Annotated in this window: 18 protein-coding genes; 11 read left to right on the top strand and 7 right to left on the bottom strand. The window is 54.6% G+C overall.

All coding sequences use genetic code 11. From position 1 onward, the window contains the following. Nucleotides 1–534: 534 nt before the first annotated feature. The 3 genes from B7G66_RS03850 (at nt 535) to B7G66_RS17120 (ending at nt 2,113) form a co-directional block, all read left to right on the top strand. Nucleotides 535–1,479 carry an MFS transporter gene (locus tag B7G66_RS03850; RefSeq protein WP_080545419.1) on the top strand — a complete coding sequence of 315 codons (945 nt, stop codon included), beginning with the start codon at nt 535–537 and terminating at the stop codon, nt 1,477–1,479. A 69-nt stretch (nt 1,480–1,548) separates the two neighbouring features. Next, entirely contained in the window at nt 1,549–1,704 is a 156-nt protein-coding gene (locus B7G66_RS17770) for a hypothetical protein (RefSeq protein WP_155116143.1), read from the top strand. A gap of 61 nt (nt 1,705–1,765) precedes the next feature. Further along, nucleotides 1,766–2,113 (top strand): zinc-binding alcohol dehydrogenase family protein, encoded by a 348-nt coding sequence (locus tag B7G66_RS17120; protein WP_141312811.1) that lies wholly within the window; start codon nt 1,766–1,768, stop codon nt 2,111–2,113. A gap of 35 nt (nt 2,114–2,148) precedes the next feature. Here the strand turns inward: B7G66_RS17120 and B7G66_RS03845 are convergent, their stop codons facing one another. Continuing rightward, nucleotides 2,149–3,138, bottom strand: a complete 990-nt coding sequence (locus B7G66_RS03845) for an aldo/keto reductase (protein WP_003619053.1) — start codon at nt 3,136–3,138, stop codon at nt 2,149–2,151. A 43-nt stretch (nt 3,139–3,181) separates the two neighbouring features. Next, the gene (locus B7G66_RS03840) at nt 3,182–4,165 is read right to left on the bottom strand and encodes an aldo/keto reductase (RefSeq protein ID WP_040511773.1); all 984 of its coding nucleotides are present in this window, start codon (nt 4,163–4,165) and stop codon (nt 3,182–3,184) included. 478 nt (nt 4,166–4,643) lie between these two features. On the opposite strand from B7G66_RS03840, the gene B7G66_RS03830 reads away from it, so the two are divergent. Further along, entirely contained in the window at nt 4,644–5,693 is a 1,050-nt protein-coding gene (locus B7G66_RS03830) for an NAD(P)-dependent alcohol dehydrogenase (protein WP_040510641.1), read from the top strand. 116 nt (nt 5,694–5,809) lie between these two features. Continuing rightward, nucleotides 5,810–7,051: a multidrug effflux MFS transporter gene (locus B7G66_RS03825; RefSeq protein ID WP_048858851.1), complete on the top strand. Its 1,242-nt coding sequence runs from the start codon at nt 5,810–5,812 to the stop codon at nt 7,049–7,051. A gap of 78 nt (nt 7,052–7,129) precedes the next feature. On the opposite strand, the gene B7G66_RS03820 is transcribed toward B7G66_RS03825, so the two are convergent. Continuing rightward, the gene (locus B7G66_RS03820; RefSeq protein ID WP_040510642.1) at nt 7,130–7,429 is read right to left on the bottom strand and encodes an EthD family reductase; all 300 of its coding nucleotides are present in this window, start codon (nt 7,427–7,429) and stop codon (nt 7,130–7,132) included. 166 nt (nt 7,430–7,595) lie between these two features. Beyond that, a complete protein-coding gene (locus B7G66_RS03815) occupies nt 7,596–7,985 on the bottom strand; it encodes a (R)-mandelonitrile lyase (RefSeq protein ID WP_003619063.1) in 390 nt (129 codons plus the stop codon). Nucleotides 7,986–8,114: 129 nt separating this feature from the next. On the opposite strand from B7G66_RS03815, the gene B7G66_RS03810 reads away from it, so the two are divergent. Further along, nucleotides 8,115–9,008 (top strand): LysR family transcriptional regulator, encoded by an 894-nt coding sequence (locus B7G66_RS03810; protein WP_003619065.1) that lies wholly within the window; start codon nt 8,115–8,117, stop codon nt 9,006–9,008. A gap of 429 nt (nt 9,009–9,437) precedes the next feature. Here the strand turns inward: B7G66_RS03810 and B7G66_RS03805 are convergent, their stop codons facing one another. The 3 genes from B7G66_RS03805 to B7G66_RS03795 all read right to left on the bottom strand — a co-directional run bounded on the left by B7G66_RS03805 (nt 9,438) and on the right by B7G66_RS03795 (nt 13,368). After that, entirely contained in the window at nt 9,438–10,652 is a 1,215-nt protein-coding gene (locus B7G66_RS03805) for an aspartate aminotransferase family protein (protein WP_040511774.1), read from the bottom strand. A 129-nt stretch (nt 10,653–10,781) separates the two neighbouring features. Beyond that, on the bottom strand, nt 10,782–12,236 hold the full coding sequence (locus B7G66_RS03800) for a sodium:solute symporter family protein (RefSeq protein WP_003619072.1): 1,455 nt from the start codon (nt 12,234–12,236) through the stop codon (nt 10,782–10,784). Between the two features lie 34 nt (nt 12,237–12,270). Beyond that, nucleotides 12,271–13,368: a LysR family transcriptional regulator gene (locus B7G66_RS03795; protein ID WP_196760700.1), complete on the bottom strand. Its 1,098-nt coding sequence runs from the start codon at nt 13,366–13,368 to the stop codon at nt 12,271–12,273. Nucleotides 13,369–13,867: 499 nt separating this feature from the next. On the opposite strand from B7G66_RS03795, the gene B7G66_RS03785 reads away from it, so the two are divergent. The 5 genes from B7G66_RS03785 (at nt 13,868) to B7G66_RS03765 (ending at nt 20,094) form a co-directional block, all read left to right on the top strand. Continuing rightward, entirely contained in the window at nt 13,868–14,626 is a 759-nt protein-coding gene (locus tag B7G66_RS03785; protein ID WP_003619077.1) for a class II aldolase/adducin family protein, read from the top strand. Nucleotides 14,627–14,665: 39 nt separating this feature from the next. Then, nucleotides 14,666–16,051, top strand: a complete 1,386-nt coding sequence (locus tag B7G66_RS03780; RefSeq protein WP_040511780.1) for an aspartate aminotransferase family protein — start codon at nt 14,666–14,668, stop codon at nt 16,049–16,051. Nucleotides 16,052–16,140: 89 nt separating this feature from the next. After that, on the top strand, nt 16,141–17,088 hold the full coding sequence (locus B7G66_RS03775; protein WP_003619081.1) for a 2-hydroxyacid dehydrogenase: 948 nt from the start codon (nt 16,141–16,143) through the stop codon (nt 17,086–17,088). A 292-nt stretch (nt 17,089–17,380) separates the two neighbouring features. Further along, complete coding sequence (locus tag B7G66_RS03770) at nt 17,381–19,846, top strand: TonB-dependent receptor (RefSeq protein WP_003619083.1); 2,466 nt, start codon at nt 17,381–17,383, stop codon at nt 19,844–19,846. 44 nt (nt 19,847–19,890) lie between these two features. Beyond that, complete coding sequence (locus B7G66_RS03765) at nt 19,891–20,094, top strand: DUF3311 domain-containing protein (RefSeq protein ID WP_003619084.1); 204 nt, start codon at nt 19,891–19,893, stop codon at nt 20,092–20,094. Nucleotides 20,095–20,109: the final 15 nt, after the last annotated feature.

Raw genomic sequence — 20,109 nt, 5'->3', positions numbered from 1 at the left:
TCACAACAGGCTGGTATTGTTCAAAAACTTTCGGATCAGGCTCTGAGGGAAAATGAGTCTCAAAGTTTGGGAATTCTGATCCGTCATGGAAGACCTCCTGTCAGGTAAGTGCATGCGGTCTGTCTCTGCACCGATCAGACAACTCGCCATCACGCCAGATGTGAGGGCGATTATCTTTCTTCTTTCGTAAAAAATCCGAGATTTTCCGAACCACTTCATACACTAGAGTATTTCATGAGGGGGATAGAATTAATAGTCATTCATTGCTGAAATTTACTCACAAACATTTTGATAAAAAACTCTATAGTCATGCAAACCCTTCGATTTTAAGACAGGAAAATCTCTAAAAAAAGCCAAGGCTGTATCCACATCGTATGGATTGGTCCTATCTGAGTTCATATGGAAATGGTCACCATAAATGAATATAATTACTTTATGTTCAGAAAATAATACATTAATTTTTGTTTGTATTATTGGTGTGAAATGTTGGAGTATATTTTTGCAACATGAAATTTCAGAAAAAAGGCTCCCATCATGCAGCATTTGATTGCTCGGGAGCTTTCACCTGCTCGCCAGAGACTGGCCGTCCTGTCTCTGGCGTTGGGATCATTTGCGTCCGTCACCACCGAATTTCTTCCCGTAGGTATCCTGCCTGATATTTCGAGAACATTTTCTGTAACTCCTGGAACGGCAGGGCTTACCATGACCGTTCCGGGCATGATGGCAGCGCTTTCTGCTCCTGGGGTCATGCTTTTTTCAGGGCGCACGGATCGTCGCAGGATTATTTTATGGCTCTCCCTTATTCTGCTGGCAGGTTGCCTTATTGCCACCCTGGCACCGACATTTGCAGTGATGCTGCTCAGTCGGGCACTGGTCGGTATCAGTCTTGGCGCATTCTGGGCGATGGGCCTTTCTGTTGCAGTAGAACTCGTTGCCAAGCAAAAAGCGCATACGGCAGCCGCGGCTGTTTTCGCAGGGGTCACAGCAGCCATGATCCTGGGGGTTCCAATGGGATCTCTTGTGGCAGAATACTCTTCCTGGCGCGGTGCATTCGTGGCTGCCGCAATCATTGCCATTGCCGCTTTACTTATGCAGTGGAGAATGCTTCCAACTATTCCAGCGGAAAGCCATGTGCGGTTTACTGACTTCAAAGCATTCGTCAGGCTACCCGAAGCACGGAAAAGTATCGTTATGATTGCCGCTGTTTTTGCGGCACATTTCGCATCTTATACTTACCTGACCCCTCTCATCCACGAAGCAGGCATTCCTTCGGCGGCTGTGACGGTCTTGTTATTGGCTTATGGTGCTATCGGGTTTGCTTCTAACCTCGTGGCCAGCCGCTTTCTGGAAAATAATCTCAAAGCAACGCTTTTTGTCTCGAAAATATCGCTGGCAATACCTTTTCTGCTCCTGCCGGTGCTGCTGATCTTTCCGAAGTTTGAAACGGTGCTCATTCTTCTCTGGGCAATCGCCTGGTGAGCTCTGCCACTGTGCCTGAATACCTGGCACCGCAGTATCGAGACCGAGCATTCGGAAGCTGCAGCCGCCATGTTTACCTTTACCGCACAGGTTGCCATTGCGGTTGGTTCAAGTCTTGGAGGTACGATAGTCGATCATTTCGGGCTGAAAGCCAATTTCTGGATGAGCGCTCTGATTGTCATTCTGAGCGCTTTCTATCTGGTTACCCACAGAAAAGCAGAGTGATTTTGTGAGTGCCTTTCGCTGAGACAAAATACGAGACTAAGAGAAAAAAAACTCAAAAATTATGAAAATGATCGTCGCAGATCACCTGTTATTATCAAACGTTTTTCTGCATGAGCGAAACATCATGAAGTCTTTGGTTTGCGCGTATTTTGGGGCAATTACTTCAATTATTATTGAGGAACGTCCTAAGTCTTTGCCTCGGTCAGGTTATACTTTGATCAAAATGCATGCCGCGACGGTCAATCAACTTTCCGGGCAAATTCGTCGAGGTCTTTTCAACAAGGCCAAGGCGTCTTTCGTTCTGAGCACTGACGGCGCAGGTACGACATGTCGTCCTGCGCTTCCCGTCGCACCGACGGCGAGAACATTCAGCTTGGTTGCTGTCATGAACTCGCTCGTTATTGTGTGAAACGTCGGCGCTCAAAACGCCGCCAGCAATATTTGTCAGCGACCGACCATGGCCTGAAGCTGTGCCGGGTAACGATCGCCTTCGATCTGGATTGCTGCGGCTGCATTCTCGATCCGTGTTACGTCGTCCGCCGTCAGGGCAATATTGGCAGCACCGAGATTTTCCTTAAGGCGGTTCAGCCTTGTGGTACCCGGGATCGGCACGATCCAGGGCTTTTTCGCCAACAGCCATGCCAACGCGATCTGGGCCGGCGTCGCGTCTTTCTCGATGCCGATCTGCTTCAACAGATCGACAAGTGCCTGATTGTGCGCCATCGCTTCTGGCGTGAAGCGCGGGAGCATGGCGCGAAAATCGCCCTGACCGAGCTTCGTATCCTTGCTCATCGCGCCAGTGAGAAAGCCCTTACCGAGCGGACTATAGGGAACAAGGCCAATACCAAGCTCCTCGCACAACTCCAAAACACCGTTTGTTTCGACGCCTCGCGTCCACAGCGAATATTCATTTTGTAGGGCGGCAATCGGCTGAACCGCATGGGCACGCCGAGCAGTTGCGGCACTTGGTTCAGACATGCCGAAATGTTTGACTTTCCCGGCGGCAATCAATTCCTTGACTGCTCCCGCCACATCCTCGATCGGCACATCAGGATCGACACGGTGCTGATAGAACAGGTCAATCTGCTCAATTCCAAGCCGCTTCAATGACGCGTCGGCGACCTGTTTAATATGCTCGGGACGGCTGTTCAAACCTGCCATTTTGCCGTCAACGATGTTAAAGCCGAACTTGGTCGCGATCACGACCCGTTCACGGACCGGACGCAAGGCATCGCCGACCATTTTTTCATTCGTGAAGGGGCCATAAACCTCGGCTGTATCAAAAAAAGTTACTCCAAGGTCGACCGCTTGACGAATTAGGATGATGCCATCGTCCTTGCTCAGCTTATGGCCATAACTGAAATCCAGTCCCATGCAGCCATACCCAAGAGCGGAGACTTCAAGACCTGTTTTTCCGAGAATACGTTTTTGCATGGTGAGACTCCCTGTTGTTCGTCTTTATGTAGTTATCGAGTATTTAGAGAAAGTAGGTCGGTAGTCTGGGCGTGTAGGGTGCTTCCAGTTCGGCGACCTCTTCATCGGTCAGCTTGAGCCCAAGTGCTGCGACCGCATCTTCAAGGTGTTTTGGCTTTGTCGCGCCGATGATCGGTGACGTGACGCGTGGGTTGTGGAACACCCAGGCCATCGCAACGGTTGCCATCGACACTCCATGAACGCCAGCGATCTTCTGGAGGATATCAATGATGGCCTTGTCACTTTCAAGAAAAAGCGGGCGTCCGGCAAAATCCGTGACCGGATTGTCCTTGGCCCGCGTCGTGCTTTTCTCGCCCCAGGGTCTGGTGAGCAGACCGGCTGCAAGCGGGCTCCAGGGCATTGAGCCCACGCCCTGATCCGTAATGAGAGGGAACATCTCGCGTTCTTCCTCTCTCTGGACCAGATTATACTGGTGCTGCATCGAGATGAAGCGCGTCCAGCCATTGAGGCTGGCAGCATATTGCATTTTCGAAAACTGCCATGCCCACATGGATGAAGCACCGATGTAGCGAACTTTTCCCGCCTTCACGATGTCATGAAGCGCTTCCATCGTCTCTTCGACCGGAGTGTTCGGGTCAAAGCGATGAATCTGATAGAGATCGATGTAGTCGGTGCCGAGGCGCTTTAATGAGGCGTCGATCTGTTCCATCACTGCCTTGCGCGACAGACCTGCGCCGCCAGGGCCATCGCCCATCGGGCCGAAGAGCTTGGTCGCCAGCACAATGTCGTCGCGCCGTGCCAGTCTGGCGAGCATCCGGCCGGTAATTTCTTCGGACGTTCCCTTGCCATAGACGTTTGCCGTGTCCCAGAAGGTGATTCCGAGATCCAGCGCCAGCCGGAAGATTGGTTCCGCGTCTGTCTCACTGAGTGACCATCCGCCAGAAAAACCACCACTCCCGAAGCTCATGCATCCCAGAGTAAGGGGACTGACTTTCAGGCCGGATTTACCAAGACGCACATAATCCATCTTCATTCCCCATTTCTGATGCCACGGGCCATCGAGTAACGCGTTGCCAGTTCAAGCAATTTCAGGTTGATGGAAATGATACATGTTCAGGCGTGATGCGATTAGTCGCCGGATTCTGCATGACATCATATCAGGATTTCATGAATAATGTTTTTCTAGAGCAGATCCTGTCTGAATGCGTGCATTCAGACAGGTGAAGATGCTCGTAAAAACAATAAACCGGGGCATCTTCACCGAACCGGTTTTCGGTGGAAATGCTCTGGGAGCGCAGGCACCGCAATTCATGAATTGGCGATATAACGGCAATCTGATTATGCCGTCTTGTTTGGACGGCCCGTCTCTGACTAATCAATGGTGATACGACCGGTATCATGCGAGGCAATGTCCCGACGTGAAATAAAGCCGGTTATTCAGGTTTCTGGCCGATCTGACAGTGCGTCTGGTTGGATGGTCACATAAATAACGCGCGAGGATTCCGATGAGCACTTCCGTCAAGGCCGTTGGCACACAAGCTGCTGATCAACCGCTTGCAATCATGCAGATCGCGCGCCGGGATCTGCTTCCGGACGATGTCAGGATAGAGATACTCTATTGTGGGATCTGTCATTCTGATCTCCACCAGATCAGGAACGATTTCGGGATGGCACACTATCCCCTGGTGCCAGGACATGAAATCGTCGGACGCGTTACGGCCACAGGCAGTGCGGTCACACGCTTCAGGGTCGGTGACATGGCAGCAGTTGGCTGCATCGTGGATTCATGTGGTACCTGCTCTCCCTGCCGACACGATCTGGAACAATGCTGTGAAGCGGGCGTGACATTCTCTTTCAACTCCCCCGACAAACACCTTGGCGGGATGACATATGGGGGGTTTTCGCAAAGCTATGTGTCTAAGGAGCACTATACTTTGCGTATGCCCGATACGCTGGACCCTGCTGCCGCAGCCCCGCTGCTCTGTGCGGGGATTACAGTATATTCCCCGCTGAAACACTGGAACGCGGGAGCCGGCAAGGTCGTTGGCATCATAGGGATTGGCGGCTTGGGCCATGTTGCCATCAGGATCGCCAGGGCAATGGGGGCGCATGTCGTGGTGTTCACGACATCACCAGAAAAGATGGAGGACGCGAGAAGGCTGGGGGCTCATGATGCAGTTCTATCGACCGATCCCGAGCAGATGAAACGTTTCGCGTCCAGGGTTGATATGCTGCTCGACACGGTCTCCGCGAAGCACGACGTTAACATGTATCTGCAGCTACTCGCGATTGATGGGAGCCTGGTGCTTGTAGGCCTTCCTCCCGAACCGCTGGAAGTGGGTGCGTTCAATGTCGTTGTGGGACGCCGCAGTTTTTCCGGCTCCAATATCGGTGGCATTGCGGAGACGCAGGAAATGCTGGAATTCTGTGCGGAACATCAGATTACGGCCGATATTGAACTCATCCGCGCAGATGAGATCAATGCAGCGCTTGAACGGCTGGAACGTAATGATGTGCGCTATCGCTTCGTCGTTGACATGTCGACCCTGAATTGATCGATAAAAACACCTTTACTTTCAGTAAAAATAGAACTGGTGGAGAGGGGAGGCTTCACCAGTTCTCCAGCGTCATTCATGAATAAACGGAACGTATCCTGACCTTGAACAAAATTATGCCCTTAAAGACCAGCGCCGCTGCACCAGAATGCAGGTCCAGTCGTGAGGCTCGCTGGTGGACGCTGGGGGTGCTGAGCCTCTTGATGGGCTTTGCATCGATCTCGACGGATATTTACCTGCCGGCCATGCCGGCCATGGGTCAGGCTCTGCTGGCCTCTCCCGGAGCAGTCGAGTGGACCGTGTCCGGCTATCTGGTCGGGTTCAGCCTTGGGCAGCTTTTCTGGGGGCCTGTGAGTGACCGTTACGGGCGGCGCATGCCGGTTGCAACCGGGATCATGATCTTCATCATCGGTTCTGTCCTGTGTGCTTGTGCCGGAAGTATCGGCAGCCTGATCGTATGGCGGGTTGTTCAGGCTCTCGGGGCCTCTGCAGGGGTGGTGCTGTCCCGTGCGATGGTACGGGACCTGTATGAAGGTCATTACGCAGTCCGCATGTTGTCAACGCTGATTACCGTTATGGCCATTGCTCCGCTACTTGGACCGATCGTGGGGGCGCAGATCCTGTCGATCGGTGGCTGGCGGGCGGTCTTTGGCGTGCTGGCTGTTGTCGGGATTGCAACGCTTGCAGCGATTTTCACTCTGCCCGAGACACTGCCGTCCACCAGACGCCACCACGAACCACTCTCGCGCGCATTCCTGCGCTATGGCGAACTTCTGACGACCCCGCGCCTTCTGGCTTATACGGGCGCGGGAGCATTTTTTTATGGCGGCATGTTCGCCTATGTCGCGGGAACGCCGTTCGCCTATATTTCTTTCTATCATGTACCGCCGCGTTATTATGGTCTGCTGTTCGGTGCCGGTATCCTTGGAATCATGGCGACGAACATGCTCAATGCCCGACTGGCGCACAGGATCGGTAGCGACCGCATGCTCCGGTTTGGCACGTTTCAGGCTGCGGCAGCCGGCATACTGGTGGCGCTCGCCGCGTGGGGCGGCTACGGAGGGTTATGGGGACTGGTTGTTCCGCTTTTCATCTTTGCCTCGGCGACCGGTTTTATTGTTGCCAATTCGATTTCTGGCGCTCTTAACGTTTCTCCTGAGCGATCGGGGTCGGTATCGGCGTTTGTGGGAGCAGCGCAGTATGGGAGCGGCATCCTCGGCTCCGGTCTGATCGGTGTATTCGCTGATGGCACACCATGGCCTATGGGCTGGGTGGTTGCATTAACAGGAGTTGGTAGTTTTCTGTGTGCCCTTGCATTGTTACTTCATTATGGTGAAAGCCGCGGACAAAAGGACTGACTGTAAATGTTCAGGACGGATAGAATGGAAAAATTTACCTGACATTCTTCCTGCATATCCGTCCTGATGTCATAAAGATCAGAACGCGGTACCACGTAGAATGACCGGCACGATTGTCGTGAAATTCTTTACGTCGTCCATGACCGCCGGTGTATGCGGAGAGGCAAGAGCGGCCTGGAGCGCGCTTTCTCCTTCAAAGACACATTCGCAGATCGCATGATTGCCATTTGGCGCCGGACTTGGAAAAAATGCCGTCGCCGAGATCAGGCCCAATGGCTTCCATACGCTGTTTACCAGCGGAATATGATGGGTCGTGTAATAGTCACGATCAAACGAGGCATCAGCGCTCGCAGGGTAGGTCACGAAGAGTGTTATCATGTCCACTTCTCTCTGTTTCACTCACGGGATTAGGTGTCTTGGCCCCGTTAACGCATCAATGTGACATAAAACTCTACGCTCACAAGAGGCCCGCTGCGCAACTGTCCTCTTCCTCATTATAATTTTTTAGAGTGCATTACAGGTCGAGTTTTATGCCTTCAGGACTTCAGCGACGATACTGTTCGTTGCTGACATGCTCCATCCAGTCCGAAGATTTACCGTCTTTCGATTCAGTGATGGCGATATGGGTCATCGCGCATTCCGGCGATGCACCATGCCAATGCTTCTCTTCTGGTTCAAACCAGACGATATCACCGGGACGTACATCTTCGATCGGTCCGCCCTCACGCTGAACCCAGCCGAAACCTTCAGTGATGAGGAGAGTCTGGCCGAGCGGATGTGCGTGCCAGGCCGTGCGTGCGCCCGGCTCAAAAGTGACGGTTGCGCAGGAAAGTGCACCACTGCCGGCAAAGGGTGCATCGACCCGGACCGTGCCAGTAAACCATTCGGCTGATCCTTTAACGGAGGGTTTGAAACCAGGACGACGGATATCCATAAATATCCTCCTTCAAAGAGGGCCTGACGGGTAAAACACACCCCAACAGGTTTGTCAGACATCAAAGCATGAGGCCATTTCCATGATTAGATGCTAGGGTCCGCTTGATCTTATGCTTGGAGTTCATAAATGCGTCGCGAGGAACTGGTCGATCTCAATGCGTTCATGACGGTTGCGGAAGAACAGAGCTTTACACGGGCGGCTGCGAAACTTGGTACGTCCCAATCCACGCTGAGCCATACGATCCGCCGACTGGAAACTCGTCTGAATGTCAGGCTTCTCACCCGCACGACGCGTCGGGTCTCTCCTACGGAAGCAGGCGAGCGCCTGCTCACAGCGTTGGTCCCCGCTCTCGATATGATCAGCAGTGAAATCGCCTCCCTCAGCGAACTTTCTGAAAAACCGTCGGGGACAGTCCGGATCACGACCTCGGAACATGCGGCCAATACGTTGCTGTGGCCAGCACTCAGCAAGCTTCTGCCCAAGTATCCCGATCTGCATGTTGAACTGGCGGTCGATTCCAGTCTGACCGATATTGTTGCCGAGCGCTTCGATGCCGGCGTGCGTCTTGAGGAAACAATCGCCCGCGACATGATTGCCGTTCCCATCGGACCGCCGTTGCGTATGGCCGTCGTCGGGGCACCGTCCTATTTCGAACGGCATCCTGTCCCAAGAAAGCCACAGGACTTATCCCATCATACCTGTATCAATCTGCGTCTTCCGACCTCTGGCGGTGTTTATGCGTGGGAGCTGGAAAAGGGGAAACGTGCGCTGCGCGTGCGTGTGGATGGGCAACTGACGTTCAATAATGTGCCAATGATCCGACAGGCCGCGCTGGGTGGATTTGGACTGGCCTGCATCATGGAGGACCAGAGCGCGCCTTATCTGGCAGACGGGCGTCTGGTCCGTGTGCTGGAGGACTGGTGCCCCCCATTCCCCGGCTATCATCTGTATTACCCCAGCAGACGACAGTCTTCCGCCGCCTTCCGGCTGGTTGTTGAGGCCTTACGCTATCGCGGATAAAGCCGACATTTACTCAGGACGGCCTTTTTCCACATCATACTGTAACCACAAAACACCGTTCTCACGGTTTTCAACGTGTTTCAGACGCAAGGCCTGTCCATTTGCAGGTCCTCATCTTTGGCGCCAATCCAGTCAAAGCTGCTGGCGACACGGCAGAGTCCGTCAATGCCCGGATAAATCATGAGACTGGTCATCGTTGATGACGCCTGCCTTCAGGAAAGCCCCATTGATTCGACCGCCTCCTTCAAGCAGGAGCTTATTACGTCCAAATATCTTCCTCAGAACCTCGACAGCTTTCCGGGTGTCATGTCCGTCTGTACCGGCGAAGCAGTAAGATCCCCCATGTTTCTGAAGCATGCGCAGATAGTCGTCTGTCACTGCCTCGCCAGGCACGGCGACAATGGCATCCCCATCGATGAGATATTGGTATCAGCCATCCGCCAGAGCCACTTCCAGGGCAGCTGCTGCCGTGTCGTTCAGGATATCCGCCTGTTCGCGGGAGAATATGAGGGGCGGGCGGATTTTCAGGACATTCCCGGCCGGGCCGGAAGAGCTGATGAGCACGCCGCGGGCGCGCATTTCATTGACCACCCGAGAGGCGATGGCCTCATTCGCCAGTTCGGCGCCAATGAAAAGTCCTGCTCCGCGAACATCATGAATGCCTGGGTGCCGGGCCAGTTGTGTCCGCAGGTAGGCACCCACGGTGCTGGCGTTTTCCATGAGGTTCTCGTCCTGGATCACGCCCAGTGTTGCCATGGCGGCGGCCATGGCGACCGGGTTGCCGCCAAACGTATTGAAATAACGGATGCTGGAACCAAAATTCTGGATCACGTCCGGCTGGCATACAAGCCCTGCAACCGGATATCCGTTGCCCATGGGCTTGCCCATCGAGACCATGTCCGGCGTGATGCTATGGCGTTCAAAACCCCACATATGGCTGCCAGTGCGCCCGAAACCGGGTTGCACTTCATCGGCCAGGAACAGCCCGCCCGCTTCATGGATTGCCTCAACCGCCGGAGCGAGGAACCCGGCGGGATCAGAAAATATTCCATCCGAGGAGAAGATCGTATCCACCACCAGCAGGGCAGGCCGGATACCATGGCGTTGCAGGTCCGCGATGGCGGATCTGACACCTGCGGCAAAATCGGTGCCTGCCCCAGGGGCAGGCACCGTGCGTACATGCGTCCCGAGATTGACGCTTTTGCCCAGAGAGGGAGAAATCTCGGCTGTTGTGGAGGTCACGCCATGGTAGGCATTTTCGGTTATGATCAGCCCGTCGCCGCCGGTGACATGGCGGGCAATCCGGATGGCCAGGTCGTTGGCCTCGCTGCCCGAGCACGTAAATGTTGCCTGCGCGGGGAAGGGAAAGGTCGCGAGCAGGGCATCCGCATAATCCACGATGGTATCATGCAGGTAACGTGTATGCGTGTTCAGCCGTTCCGTCTGGGCCACGATGGCGGCCACAATGCGCGGGTGGCAGTGCCCGGCGGGGACAACATTGTTATAGGCATCCAGAAAGCGGCGGCCATGCACGTCGGTCAGCCATGCCCCCCGGCCGGATGCAAGGTGCAGCGGTTCATCATAGAACAGCCGGTAAGACGGACTGAGCAACTGATGGCGGCGTTCAAGAAGGGGCTGCGTCATGGGGTATCCAGTCTGGGATGGAAAATTGAAACAGGCAGGCGGGGACATGTGGGCAGCAGCGGTCTGTGGATGGCGGAAAGGGCCGGAAGGCACGAACCGTGAGGCAGGCCATGTCCCCACGGAACGGGATCATGAACCCGAAGATGTGGATAAGGAGCGGTCTGTCCAGTTTTCCTTGATCACAATGTATTCCTGCTCCGCATGATGCCGCACCTTCTGCGGCCGCTGGCAGTTGCCGGCCAGAAACACGATGGCCGTGTTGGCAACAAGGCCGATCAGGCCGGGATTGATGCCGAGCGTATCTATCCCGCTCAGGTACAGCCCGCACCCCACGGCATCCCCCAGTATGATCCCGGCGCACAACACCCGGGGTCTGGCGCGGATTGACAGGATTGCCAGAAGGAAGCAGGGCAGCAACTGTGTTACACCAAAATACGTCATGTTATACAGGTGGGAAACCAGTGTTGGCACCATGGTCGCCAGAATCATGGAGACAACAATATAAAGCATGATGACCATCTGCGATGTGGTTTTCTGGTGTTTTTCCGGCAGGCCCGGTACAAGGTTGCGCGCCACCAGCGACCCGATGACAAGGCACGTGCCAGAAAGCACCACCAGCGCGGACAGGGCAGCCCCGCCGGCCACAATCCCGATCATGGCGGGCGGCAGGAGGGTTTTTACCGTCTCGATAAAGGCATCATTGGGGGACGTGAGTGTCAGGTGATGATATTTTGCATAAAAGGCGATCAGCATCATGAACGGAAAGATCACCATGTAAAGCGGCATGAAGATCTGTGCCCGCATGACGGTCCGTGCGCTGCGTGCCGTCATGAGGTAAGCGCAGCTCAGTGGAAATATGGGCAGGCCAATGGCCTGGAAAAACATCGTGGACATGGCAAAGCTTTCCTGCCGACCGCTGATCCCCGTATTGTGCAGCTCATCCGTGCCGATCTGGAACAGGGTGGCCGGATTGTCTGTCTTGAGCAGCGCCATGACGATCGTGCCGATAATGAACAGCACGAGCAGATCCTTCATGACCGAGACATAAGCGGAGGCCCGGATGCCGGAAATGGCGATATACAGGAAAACGATCCCGCCCGCGGTCAGCATGAGCAGCCAGCGCGAGGAGACGATGTTCAGCCCTGACAGCACAAGGGTCAGGCCGGAAAACTGGATGGTCGCCCACGGGATCATGAACAATATGATGTTGAAGGCAACGGTAATTTCAAGCGCGCGGCTGTTGAACACCTTGCGGAAAATGTCTGGCACTGTGGCGGCGTTGGTATTGCGCGCAAGCTGCCAGATGCGCGGAGTCAGGAAATAGCCGACAGGATAGGCCAGGAGCACATAGGACAGGAACCATGACGCGAACGGGTAGCCGGAATGATAGATGCCCCCGGGGAAGGCGGTCATCATGCCGATACTGTAGGTCTCGCCAATGCCGAGGAAGAAGATGAATATCGAACCAAAGGACCGTGAGGCCGTCAGGTAGTCCTTGATGTTCTGCGCACCGGCACGCCGCTTTGAAATGATCGCCACGATGATCGACGCGGTGAGGATAAGAATGAAGAAGATGATTGCCATTAATATGCTCCCGGCGTGCCAGACAGAAAGTCTTTTATTTCAACATATTCTGTAAAGGGTAGCTTTTGGTCTGCCCTGTTTTGGTCTGCCCTGTATTGGCGGCAGTGGTAATTTCAGGCCTGCCTTCAGGTGCTGATGGGGATGCCTGTAGATGGTTCTGGAACTGCTCGAGAAAGATGCGTTCACTATTGCTGTAACGCCCGTCACGGTTCCACAGCAGGAATATCCCCGATGTAGTGATGCCCGAGGCCGGTGGCAGGCGCCACAGCCTGCCTGCATCTACCCATGGCTGCGCGATATGTTCAGGCAGGCACCCAATCCCGTAATTCGCAACAATCATGCGAGTGATTTCCTGTATGGAGTACGATGTGCCCGAGATCCACCCGCTGAAATCCATCTCGTTGCGAAAGATGGTGATGTTGGAGAGAAGCCCGTCAATCCTGTCCGCTTCAGAGCGGACAAAATTCTCCTGCGCCAGTTCCCGCAGGGAAATGTCACTCTTGCCAAAAAAGCGGTGGGGCCGACCGCAGTACAGGCCATAGGACTGCTCCATGATCAGTGAGCGCCCGATGCGGGGCAGGGGGCGCGGGCAGAGCCCTATGCCAATATTGGCCGTTTTCTTCTGGAGGGAGCTTAGGATGTCCTCGCTGCGTATGCAGATGATTTCAAGCGATATGCGCGGAAAGCGTTCATGAAAGTTGGCCAGGAACGTGTCATACGTGACGGATTCAATACTGCTGAGCGTAAGCAGGCGGATATGGCCGCCCACTTCTTCCGTCCCGGATTCGATCTCGTTGCTGATCGCCTTGATCGAGCCATAGATATCGGATGCCAGACGCAGCACTTTCTCGCCATGGCTGGAAAGTGTAAAGCGGCTTCCGTTACGGACAATAAGGGCATAACCGATCTGCTTTTCCAGCCGCCGCAGGGCCTGGCTGACGGCTGACTGCGTCAGGCGCAGGCTGCTGGCCGCGCGTGTTATGTTGCCTTCATGCGCGATGGCGATGAACGTGCGCAGCAGGTTCCAGTCCAGCCGGTCGATCAGTTGTTCACTTTTCCTGGGGATGTCATGGCCCGTTTCGGCCTTTCGGTTCACAGGGTCGGGCATGGACGGAAAAGAGAGCATGGTCATGGGGATACAGCCTGATTTCAGTTTTCAGGGTACGGGGTTTCATAAACCTAACCTGCCGCATTGCATGAGGCTCGTTCGCGATTTCATGGCGCTGGGCGCCGGATATTGCACCAGACCTGCAGCGGTATTGCTGACAGGGCACAGAGCATCAAAACGTTACATATACATAATGATTTACCCGAAAGCATGATGTCAATTAATCATTTGGCCTGCCCATCATTATTTCTGTTTCTGGCCATCACATGCGGATGAGAATGCGGTGCGGCAGAGTCTGGACAGATGAAGGATGATTTGCAAGGGTATTAAAGTATATATTCTCTATAAATAACGAATATATTTCACAAGGCATGCAGTTAATGGGCATTATTATCAATTTTAATGTCTATTTATCGTTTTCATATCGAAAGGTTCGTGTAATCATCTATGCCATAGTAGGAAAAATGATACGGCTGCGTCCGTTCGCCCTGTATGCATCTTTATGTTTTCCGGAGGCTTGCCTGTGACCCTTCCATCCGAACCCTTCTCCGCAAATGAGTGGAAAGCACGTTGTGAACTTGCTGCACTTTACAGGCTGATTGCCTATTTCCGCATGACGGACCTGATCGATACCCATATATCCATGGCCATTCCGGGTGATCCGGGGCATTTCCTCATCAACCGCTACGGCAAGGTTTTCGAGCAGATGTGCGCCAGCGATCTGGTGCGGATTGATAAATTCGGCCATGTGAAGGACCTGCAGCTTGAGCAGTCCAATGTGAATGCGGCGGGCTTTGTCATCCATTCTGCCATTCATCAGGCCCGGCCTGACCTGAAATGCATCATCCATACCCATACGCCCCACGGGGCAGGGGTCTCGGCGCAGGAGGAAGGGTTGCTGCCCATCAGCCAGCATGCCCTGAAATTTTATGGCTGCCTGTCCTATCACGGGTATGAGGGGATTGCGCTGCGGGCCGAGGAAAAGGAGCGCCTGATTGCCGACCTTGGCACCAATAATGCCATGATCCTGCGCAACCACGGCCTGCTGGTGGGGGGGCGGCATGTGGCGCATGCCTTCCACGAAATCTATTTCCTTGAACGTGCATGCCAGATACAGATCCATGCCCTTGCCGGAGGCAGGCAACTCTCCTACCCGCCGGAGGAAGTCCGGCTGCGCACGGCGGAGCAGTTCCAGCGTGATGAAGCTGAAGAAATCATCCAGCGTGCCTGGACAGCGGCCCTCAGCCTGATTGCGGATGAAAAAGATTCATACTGTTCATAATACGACAAGTGGTCAGAAGGTTTGGGAATGATGGAAAAAATGTCTGACGAAGCCGATACCCTGGAAATGACCGATGCCCGTTACCTGATGCATCCCTTTACGGATGCACGGGCCAACCTGCAGGGCGGCGGGATGGTGATTGATCGGGGCGAAGGCGTCTTTGTTTATGATAATGCGGGCAAAAAATATCTTGAGGCGGTCGCCGGGCTGTGGAGTGTCGGCCTTGGGTTCAGTGAACGCAGGCTGATCGATGCGGCTGTCCGCCAGATGGAGAAGCTGCCTTACTATCATACCTTCACCGGAAAATCGCATGCGCCGCAGATAGAACTGGCCGCCCGCCTCGTACAGATGGCGCCTGTGCCGATGAGCAAGGCGTTCTTTACCAATTCCGGGTCGGAAGCCAATGATACGGCGATCAAGATGATCTGGTACCGCTCCAATGCGCTCGGAGAGACAAAGCGCAAGAAGATCATCAGCCGCAGGCGGGGCTACCATGGCATCACGATTGCCTCTGCCAGCCTCACCGGCATTCCTGTCGATCACCAGTCCTTTGACCTGCCGCTGCCCGGCTTCCTGCATGTGACCGCGCCGCATTATTACCGCGAAGGCCAGGAGGGCGAGAGCGAGGAGGCCTTCTCGACACGGCTGGTGAACGAAATCGAGGCGCTTATCCTGGCCGAAGGGCCACAGACCATTGCCGCCTTCTTCGCCGAACCCGTGATGGGGGCAGGCGGGGTGATCGTTCCCCCGCAGGGCTACTGGGAAAAACTGCAGCCCGTGCTGAAAAAATACGGCATCATCCTTGTCGCGGATGAGGTCATCTGCGGGTTCGGCCGGACCGGACGCATGTTTGGTAGCCAGACCTTTGATATCAGGCCTGACATGATGATCCTGTCCAAGCAGCTTTCATCATCCTATCTGCCGATTTCCGCCATTCTCATGAATGACATGGTGTTTGAACCGATCTCTGATGAGTCGCACGCCATTGGCGCCTTTGCCCATGGCTTTACCAATGGCGGCAACCCGACGGCCGCTGCCGTGGCGATCGAGGTGCTGAACATCATGGAAGAGCGCGACCTTATGACGCATGTCAGTGATGTCAGCGTGCATTTTCAGGCGCGGCTGCGCGCGCTGGGCGCATCCTCGGCACTGGTGGGGGAGGCGCGTGGCGTCGGGCTGATCGGGGCGCTGGAACTGGTGACGGACAAGGCCACGCGTTCCTCGTCGCTACAGGCTGGGCAACTGGCAAAATATGCGTTCAGGCTGCTCCAGAATAAGGGGGTCATTGCCCGTGCTATGGGCGATACGCTGGCATTTTCGCCGCCATTGATCATTACGCGCGATCAGGTCGACATGATCTTTGATGGCGTGACGGAGGTTCTTGCGCAGATGGAACATGAGATCGGCTCCGGCCAGTTCCACTGAGTGATAATTGGAGGAGGCTTATACTATTCAGGTAAAACTGAATAATATAAGCCATTAATAAAGAAATATGTTTGTAATGGAGTCAGGGAATGGTTTCCATCGCCGTTTATGTTGAAGACGATGCTGACTATCCCAGGCAGGTAAAGGAAGCATTTGCCGAACGGGCGCCAGATATCCATGTAGTGGACTGGGCGACCGCCATGGGGGCGCCCGACAGTATCGACTATGCGCTGGTATGGATGCCCCCCATAGGCGATCTTGCGCGCCTGCCTGCGCTCAGGGCAGTTTTCAGCCTGTCTGCGGGGGTTGATCATATCGTGGCGCGCGACCCTGACTGGCCCGCCTGTCTGCCCCTTATCCGCATGGCGGGGGAGGAAACCGGTCGCCTGATGGCGGATTACCTGCTGTGGGCCTGTATCAGCACGATCCGTGGCGCGCGGGGGTGGGCGTTGCAGCAGAACGAGCGGGTGTGGAAACGCATGGTCGTCACGCGTTCGACTGCGGACTGTGTGGTGGGCATCATGGGGCTTGGGCAGCTTGGCCGTTACGCGGCGCGGCATCTCAACCGGTGTGGCTTTGCCGTGCAGGGATGGTCACGTTCGCCCAAGGTGATCGAAGGGGTCAGGACTTTTGACGGGGCGGCCGGGCTGGAGCCTTTTCTGGCCGGGACCGATATCCTCATCTGCCTGCTGCCCAATACCCCCCAGACCCGCAACATCATCAATGCCCGGGTGCTGCGTGCGCTCCGGCCCGGAGGGGCGTTCATCAATGTCGGTCGCGGGGAGCATGTTGTTGAGAGCGATCTTTTATCGGCACTGGATGACGGCGTGCTGTCAGCCGCTGTTCTGGATGTTTTCCAGCACGAACCGTTACCGGTGACCTCGCCCTTGTGGGCGCACCCATCCGTAATCGTCACCCCGCATATCGCATCCCAGGCATCGGTCGTTGCCCGGGTCGATTACCTGATTGGTTGCATAAGGAGCATGCAGCGCGGGGAACGCCCGGAGCAGATTTTTGATATCAGCCGGGGTTACTGAAAGCGCAGGCTTTCCACCATCTGGCATAAATAAATTTATGCCCTGCATTATCATAAATTATACCAATACTTAAATTAATGCATCCATCACGCATATTGATGCAAAAACAACAATATAATTTGGAATATTAAAATAATTGGCATTTATCTCTTGAAAAATGTTACGAGATGATAATTAAATGTCGTTACGGTATTCCTATTGAAAATGCAGGTGCCCACTGGTTCCTGCTCGGTCTTCATCTTTTCATTTATGCCATCAGTTTTTCCCGAACGGGACGACAGGGAGAATATGAATGCGATTTTGTTCCTTCGGTGCTCTTGTGTTGTCTACAACCGTCCTGTCGGGCCTGATTGTGACAGAGCACAGCAATGCAAAAGCGGCCACCCCTGCGGCCACGGTCCGCAATCGGCCCGCCAGAGTGCATGCCGGCCCGCGACCGCAGCAGGATGCCCAGCCTGCGGGTATTGCCGCCCGGGGTGATGGGGAAACCATTCACGTTAGAACCGGCATCCGCACGCCAAATGGCGTGACCGGTACAACCCCCGGTGGTGGCCTCATGCCGGTACAGACCGTGCCAAAGGCGCGCAGTGAGGTGACCCGCGATTTTATCGCCAAGCAGAGTTCCAATACAACGCCACAGGCTCTCGTGGCCATGATGCCGGGTGTGGCTTACGCCCGTACCGACCCCTACGGCCTGACATCCCGCGCCCTTGTGGTGCGTGGCATGAACCAGAGTGAAATCGGTTATCTGGTTGACGGCGTGCCATTGGTGGATGGCGTGTATTACCAGCCGGATTCAATCGGCAGTTCACCAGATGCCGAAAACATGTCTTCGGTTTCCCTTACGCAGGGGTCGCCTGATATCACGAGCCCGTCCTATAACGCGGTTGGCTCGTCTATTGATGTCACCGTGCGCGATCCTTCCCGCCGTCGCGGCGGCATGATTGAAAGCAGCTATGGCAGCTATCACATGAAAAAGGAATTCGTCCGTTTTGATACCGGTGAAATCGGGCATACAGGCATCCGTGCTTTCATGTCCTATTCCTACATGTTCAGCAATTTCTGGCAGACCCCAGGTTCCATCAACCGTCACCATGTCGATGCAAAGCTGGTAAAGGAATGGGGGCAGGGGAACCGGGTTGCCATGGAGATGATTTTTGGACAGTATTCGTCCAGCGGGATCAACTCCAACGGTGCGGCAACGCCAACCAAGGCAGTCTTTGAGGCTGAAGGCACGTCCTCCCTTTACCTTAACCCCACTTATACCCCAGGCAGTCCAAATTATTACCGCATGAACCGCCTGATGAACAAAACCATCGCGGTCATGGCGCCGATGAAGTTCAACCTGGGCCATAACCTCAACCTGCATTTGACGCCCTATTTCATCAACTGGGACAAGGACAGCGGGTTTGGTGAAAACATCAATGATTCACAGGCCTATCTCGGTACGCAGAATGTAGGCGCGCTCAACCTGCCAACGGCCGTGACCCTGGCCAATGGCACAAGGGTCGATACGACACAGGTCGTGGATGAACAGCACCAGCACACTCTGGCCCTGATGGGGCATCTGGACTGGAAGTACAAGAACAACCTGTTCCGCATCGGGTCCATGTATTCCTATCTTGATATGGTTGAACCGGCCAATTATGCCGCCGTAGGACCCAAGGGCCTGCCCGCCAATGCCTGGGGGCGATACAGTATCAAGGATGCAGCGGGTCAGTCGCTCAGCCCGTGGAATCTTGTTTTCCGCCAGCAGCAGGTCTCCATCTATTTTGACGATACGCTATCTCTGCTCAATGACCGCCTTAAACTTACGGCTGGTTTCAAGGAGGTTATGATCAATCGATGGGCCACGAACGACCTGCCCGGCATTTCCGATCGCAAGAATGGCGGCAACTATGCGGAGCCGCTGCCTCAGGTCGCCATCAGCTACAATATCACGAAGCATGACCAGATATTCGTTAACGGCACTACCAGCTTCCGCGCCCCGGACCGGACCGAAGCCTATCTGGACATGTATGATGCCAAGTCTCCCACGCCCATTGATGTGCATCCGACAAACCTGAAGCCGGAATATGCAATTGGTGAGGAAATCGGCTTCCGCCATAACGGTCTGGTGCATATTGCCGCATCACTGTTCAACTATAACCTGACCAATCACGATGTGAACTCAACCGCCTATTCAGCAGGTGGTTCGCTCGTGACCACGCCGATCAACATGGGGGGTGAAACCGTGCGCGGCGCCCAGCTGGAGGTCGGGTTGCGCCCGTGGCATCATTTCAGCCCCTATATTTCGGGGTCCTATGTTCATGCCACAACGGACAACAATTTTCAGATCCAGGGTACTTACATTGACACCCGTGGCAAACGTTCGGTCAATACACCGGAATTTACAGGGGCGATTGGTCTTTCCTATGATGACGGAACGTTTTTCGGTAATTTTGGCCTGAACTATATTGGCAAGCGTTACACTACGTTCATGAATGACCAGAGCATTCCTGGTTACCTGACATCCGACATTACGCTTGGCTACCGGCTACACAATATCCGTATCGACAAATTCATGGTCTACAAGCCGCAGCTCCAGCTCAATTTCATGAATATCGGCAACAACCTGTATTATGCCCAGGCCGCCAGCTTCACGCCCACGGCCAAGGGTGTCCGCGCGGCAAACGGGCAGTGGATCGCCGCTGGCCAGCCCGGCTACAATATTGGTGGTGGTTTTGCAATGTCCGGTGCGCTGACGGTCGGGTTCTGATACCGCGCGCATCTGGCCTCCCTTTACATGAAAGCGAGCTTCCGATGCCTTCAAAAAGCAGCTTTGTTATTGGACTTGTCATTCCCATGGTCATGATCGACCTGCTTTTTCCCATGATTGACAAGGTCAGGATTGAAGTGGCGGGACTACCTTTCTTCATGGTCTGGATATTCGCATGGTTCCTGCTCACATCGGGTTGCCTTGGCCTGTGCTGGGTCATGTTCGACCGCAGGCACTACCCGGAATGACGGAACATGACCCCA

The sequence above is a fragment of the Novacetimonas hansenii JCM 7643 genome, assembly GCF_000964405.1.
GTDB lineage: Bacteria > Pseudomonadota > Alphaproteobacteria > Acetobacterales > Acetobacteraceae > Novacetimonas > Novacetimonas hansenii.
The sequence above is the reverse complement of the archived record's forward strand: the minus strand, read 5'-3'. Positions and strand labels throughout refer to the sequence as shown.

What these genes read in the sequence shown, in the direction of transcription:
- B7G66_RS03765 (WP_003619084.1), top strand. Translation starts at nt 19,891, where the DNA reads ATGCCTTCAAAAAGCAGCTTTGTTATTGGACTTGTCATTCCCATGGTC.
- B7G66_RS03780 (WP_040511780.1), top strand. Translation starts at nt 14,666, where the DNA reads ATGTCTGACGAAGCCGATACCCTGGAAATGACCGATGCCCGTTACCTG.
- B7G66_RS03830 (WP_040510641.1), top strand. Translation starts at nt 4,644, where the DNA reads ATGAGCACTTCCGTCAAGGCCGTTGGCACACAAGCTGCTGATCAACCG.
- B7G66_RS17120 (WP_141312811.1), top strand. Translation starts at nt 1,766, where the DNA reads ATGAAAATGATCGTCGCAGATCACCTGTTATTATCAAACGTTTTTCTG.
- B7G66_RS03840 (WP_040511773.1), bottom strand. Translation starts at nt 4,165, where the DNA reads ATGGATTATGTGCGTCTTGGTAAATCCGGCCTGAAAGTCAGTCCCCTT.
- B7G66_RS17770 (WP_155116143.1), top strand. Translation starts at nt 1,549, where the DNA reads ATGTTTACCTTTACCGCACAGGTTGCCATTGCGGTTGGTTCAAGTCTT.
- B7G66_RS03825 (WP_048858851.1), top strand. Translation starts at nt 5,810, where the DNA reads ATGCCCTTAAAGACCAGCGCCGCTGCACCAGAATGCAGGTCCAGTCGT.
- B7G66_RS03815 (WP_003619063.1), bottom strand. Translation starts at nt 7,985, where the DNA reads ATGGATATCCGTCGTCCTGGTTTCAAACCCTCCGTTAAAGGATCAGCC.
- B7G66_RS03845 (WP_003619053.1), bottom strand. Translation starts at nt 3,138, where the DNA reads ATGCAAAAACGTATTCTCGGAAAAACAGGTCTTGAAGTCTCCGCTCTT.
- B7G66_RS03775 (WP_003619081.1), top strand. Translation starts at nt 16,141, where the DNA reads ATGGTTTCCATCGCCGTTTATGTTGAAGACGATGCTGACTATCCCAGG.
- B7G66_RS03795 (WP_196760700.1), bottom strand. Translation starts at nt 13,368, where the DNA reads ATGACCATGCTCTCTTTTCCGTCCATGCCCGACCCTGTGAACCGAAAG.
- B7G66_RS03805 (WP_040511774.1), bottom strand. Translation starts at nt 10,652, where the DNA reads ATGACGCAGCCCCTTCTTGAACGCCGCCATCAGTTGCTCAGTCCGTCT.
- B7G66_RS03850 (WP_080545419.1), top strand. Translation starts at nt 535, where the DNA reads ATGCAGCATTTGATTGCTCGGGAGCTTTCACCTGCTCGCCAGAGACTG.
- B7G66_RS03810 (WP_003619065.1), top strand. Translation starts at nt 8,115, where the DNA reads ATGCGTCGCGAGGAACTGGTCGATCTCAATGCGTTCATGACGGTTGCG.
- B7G66_RS03770 (WP_003619083.1), top strand. Translation starts at nt 17,381, where the DNA reads ATGCGATTTTGTTCCTTCGGTGCTCTTGTGTTGTCTACAACCGTCCTG.
- B7G66_RS03820 (WP_040510642.1), bottom strand. Translation starts at nt 7,429, where the DNA reads ATGATAACACTCTTCGTGACCTACCCTGCGAGCGCTGATGCCTCGTTT.
- B7G66_RS03800 (WP_003619072.1), bottom strand. Translation starts at nt 12,236, where the DNA reads ATGGCAATCATCTTCTTCATTCTTATCCTCACCGCGTCGATCATCGTG.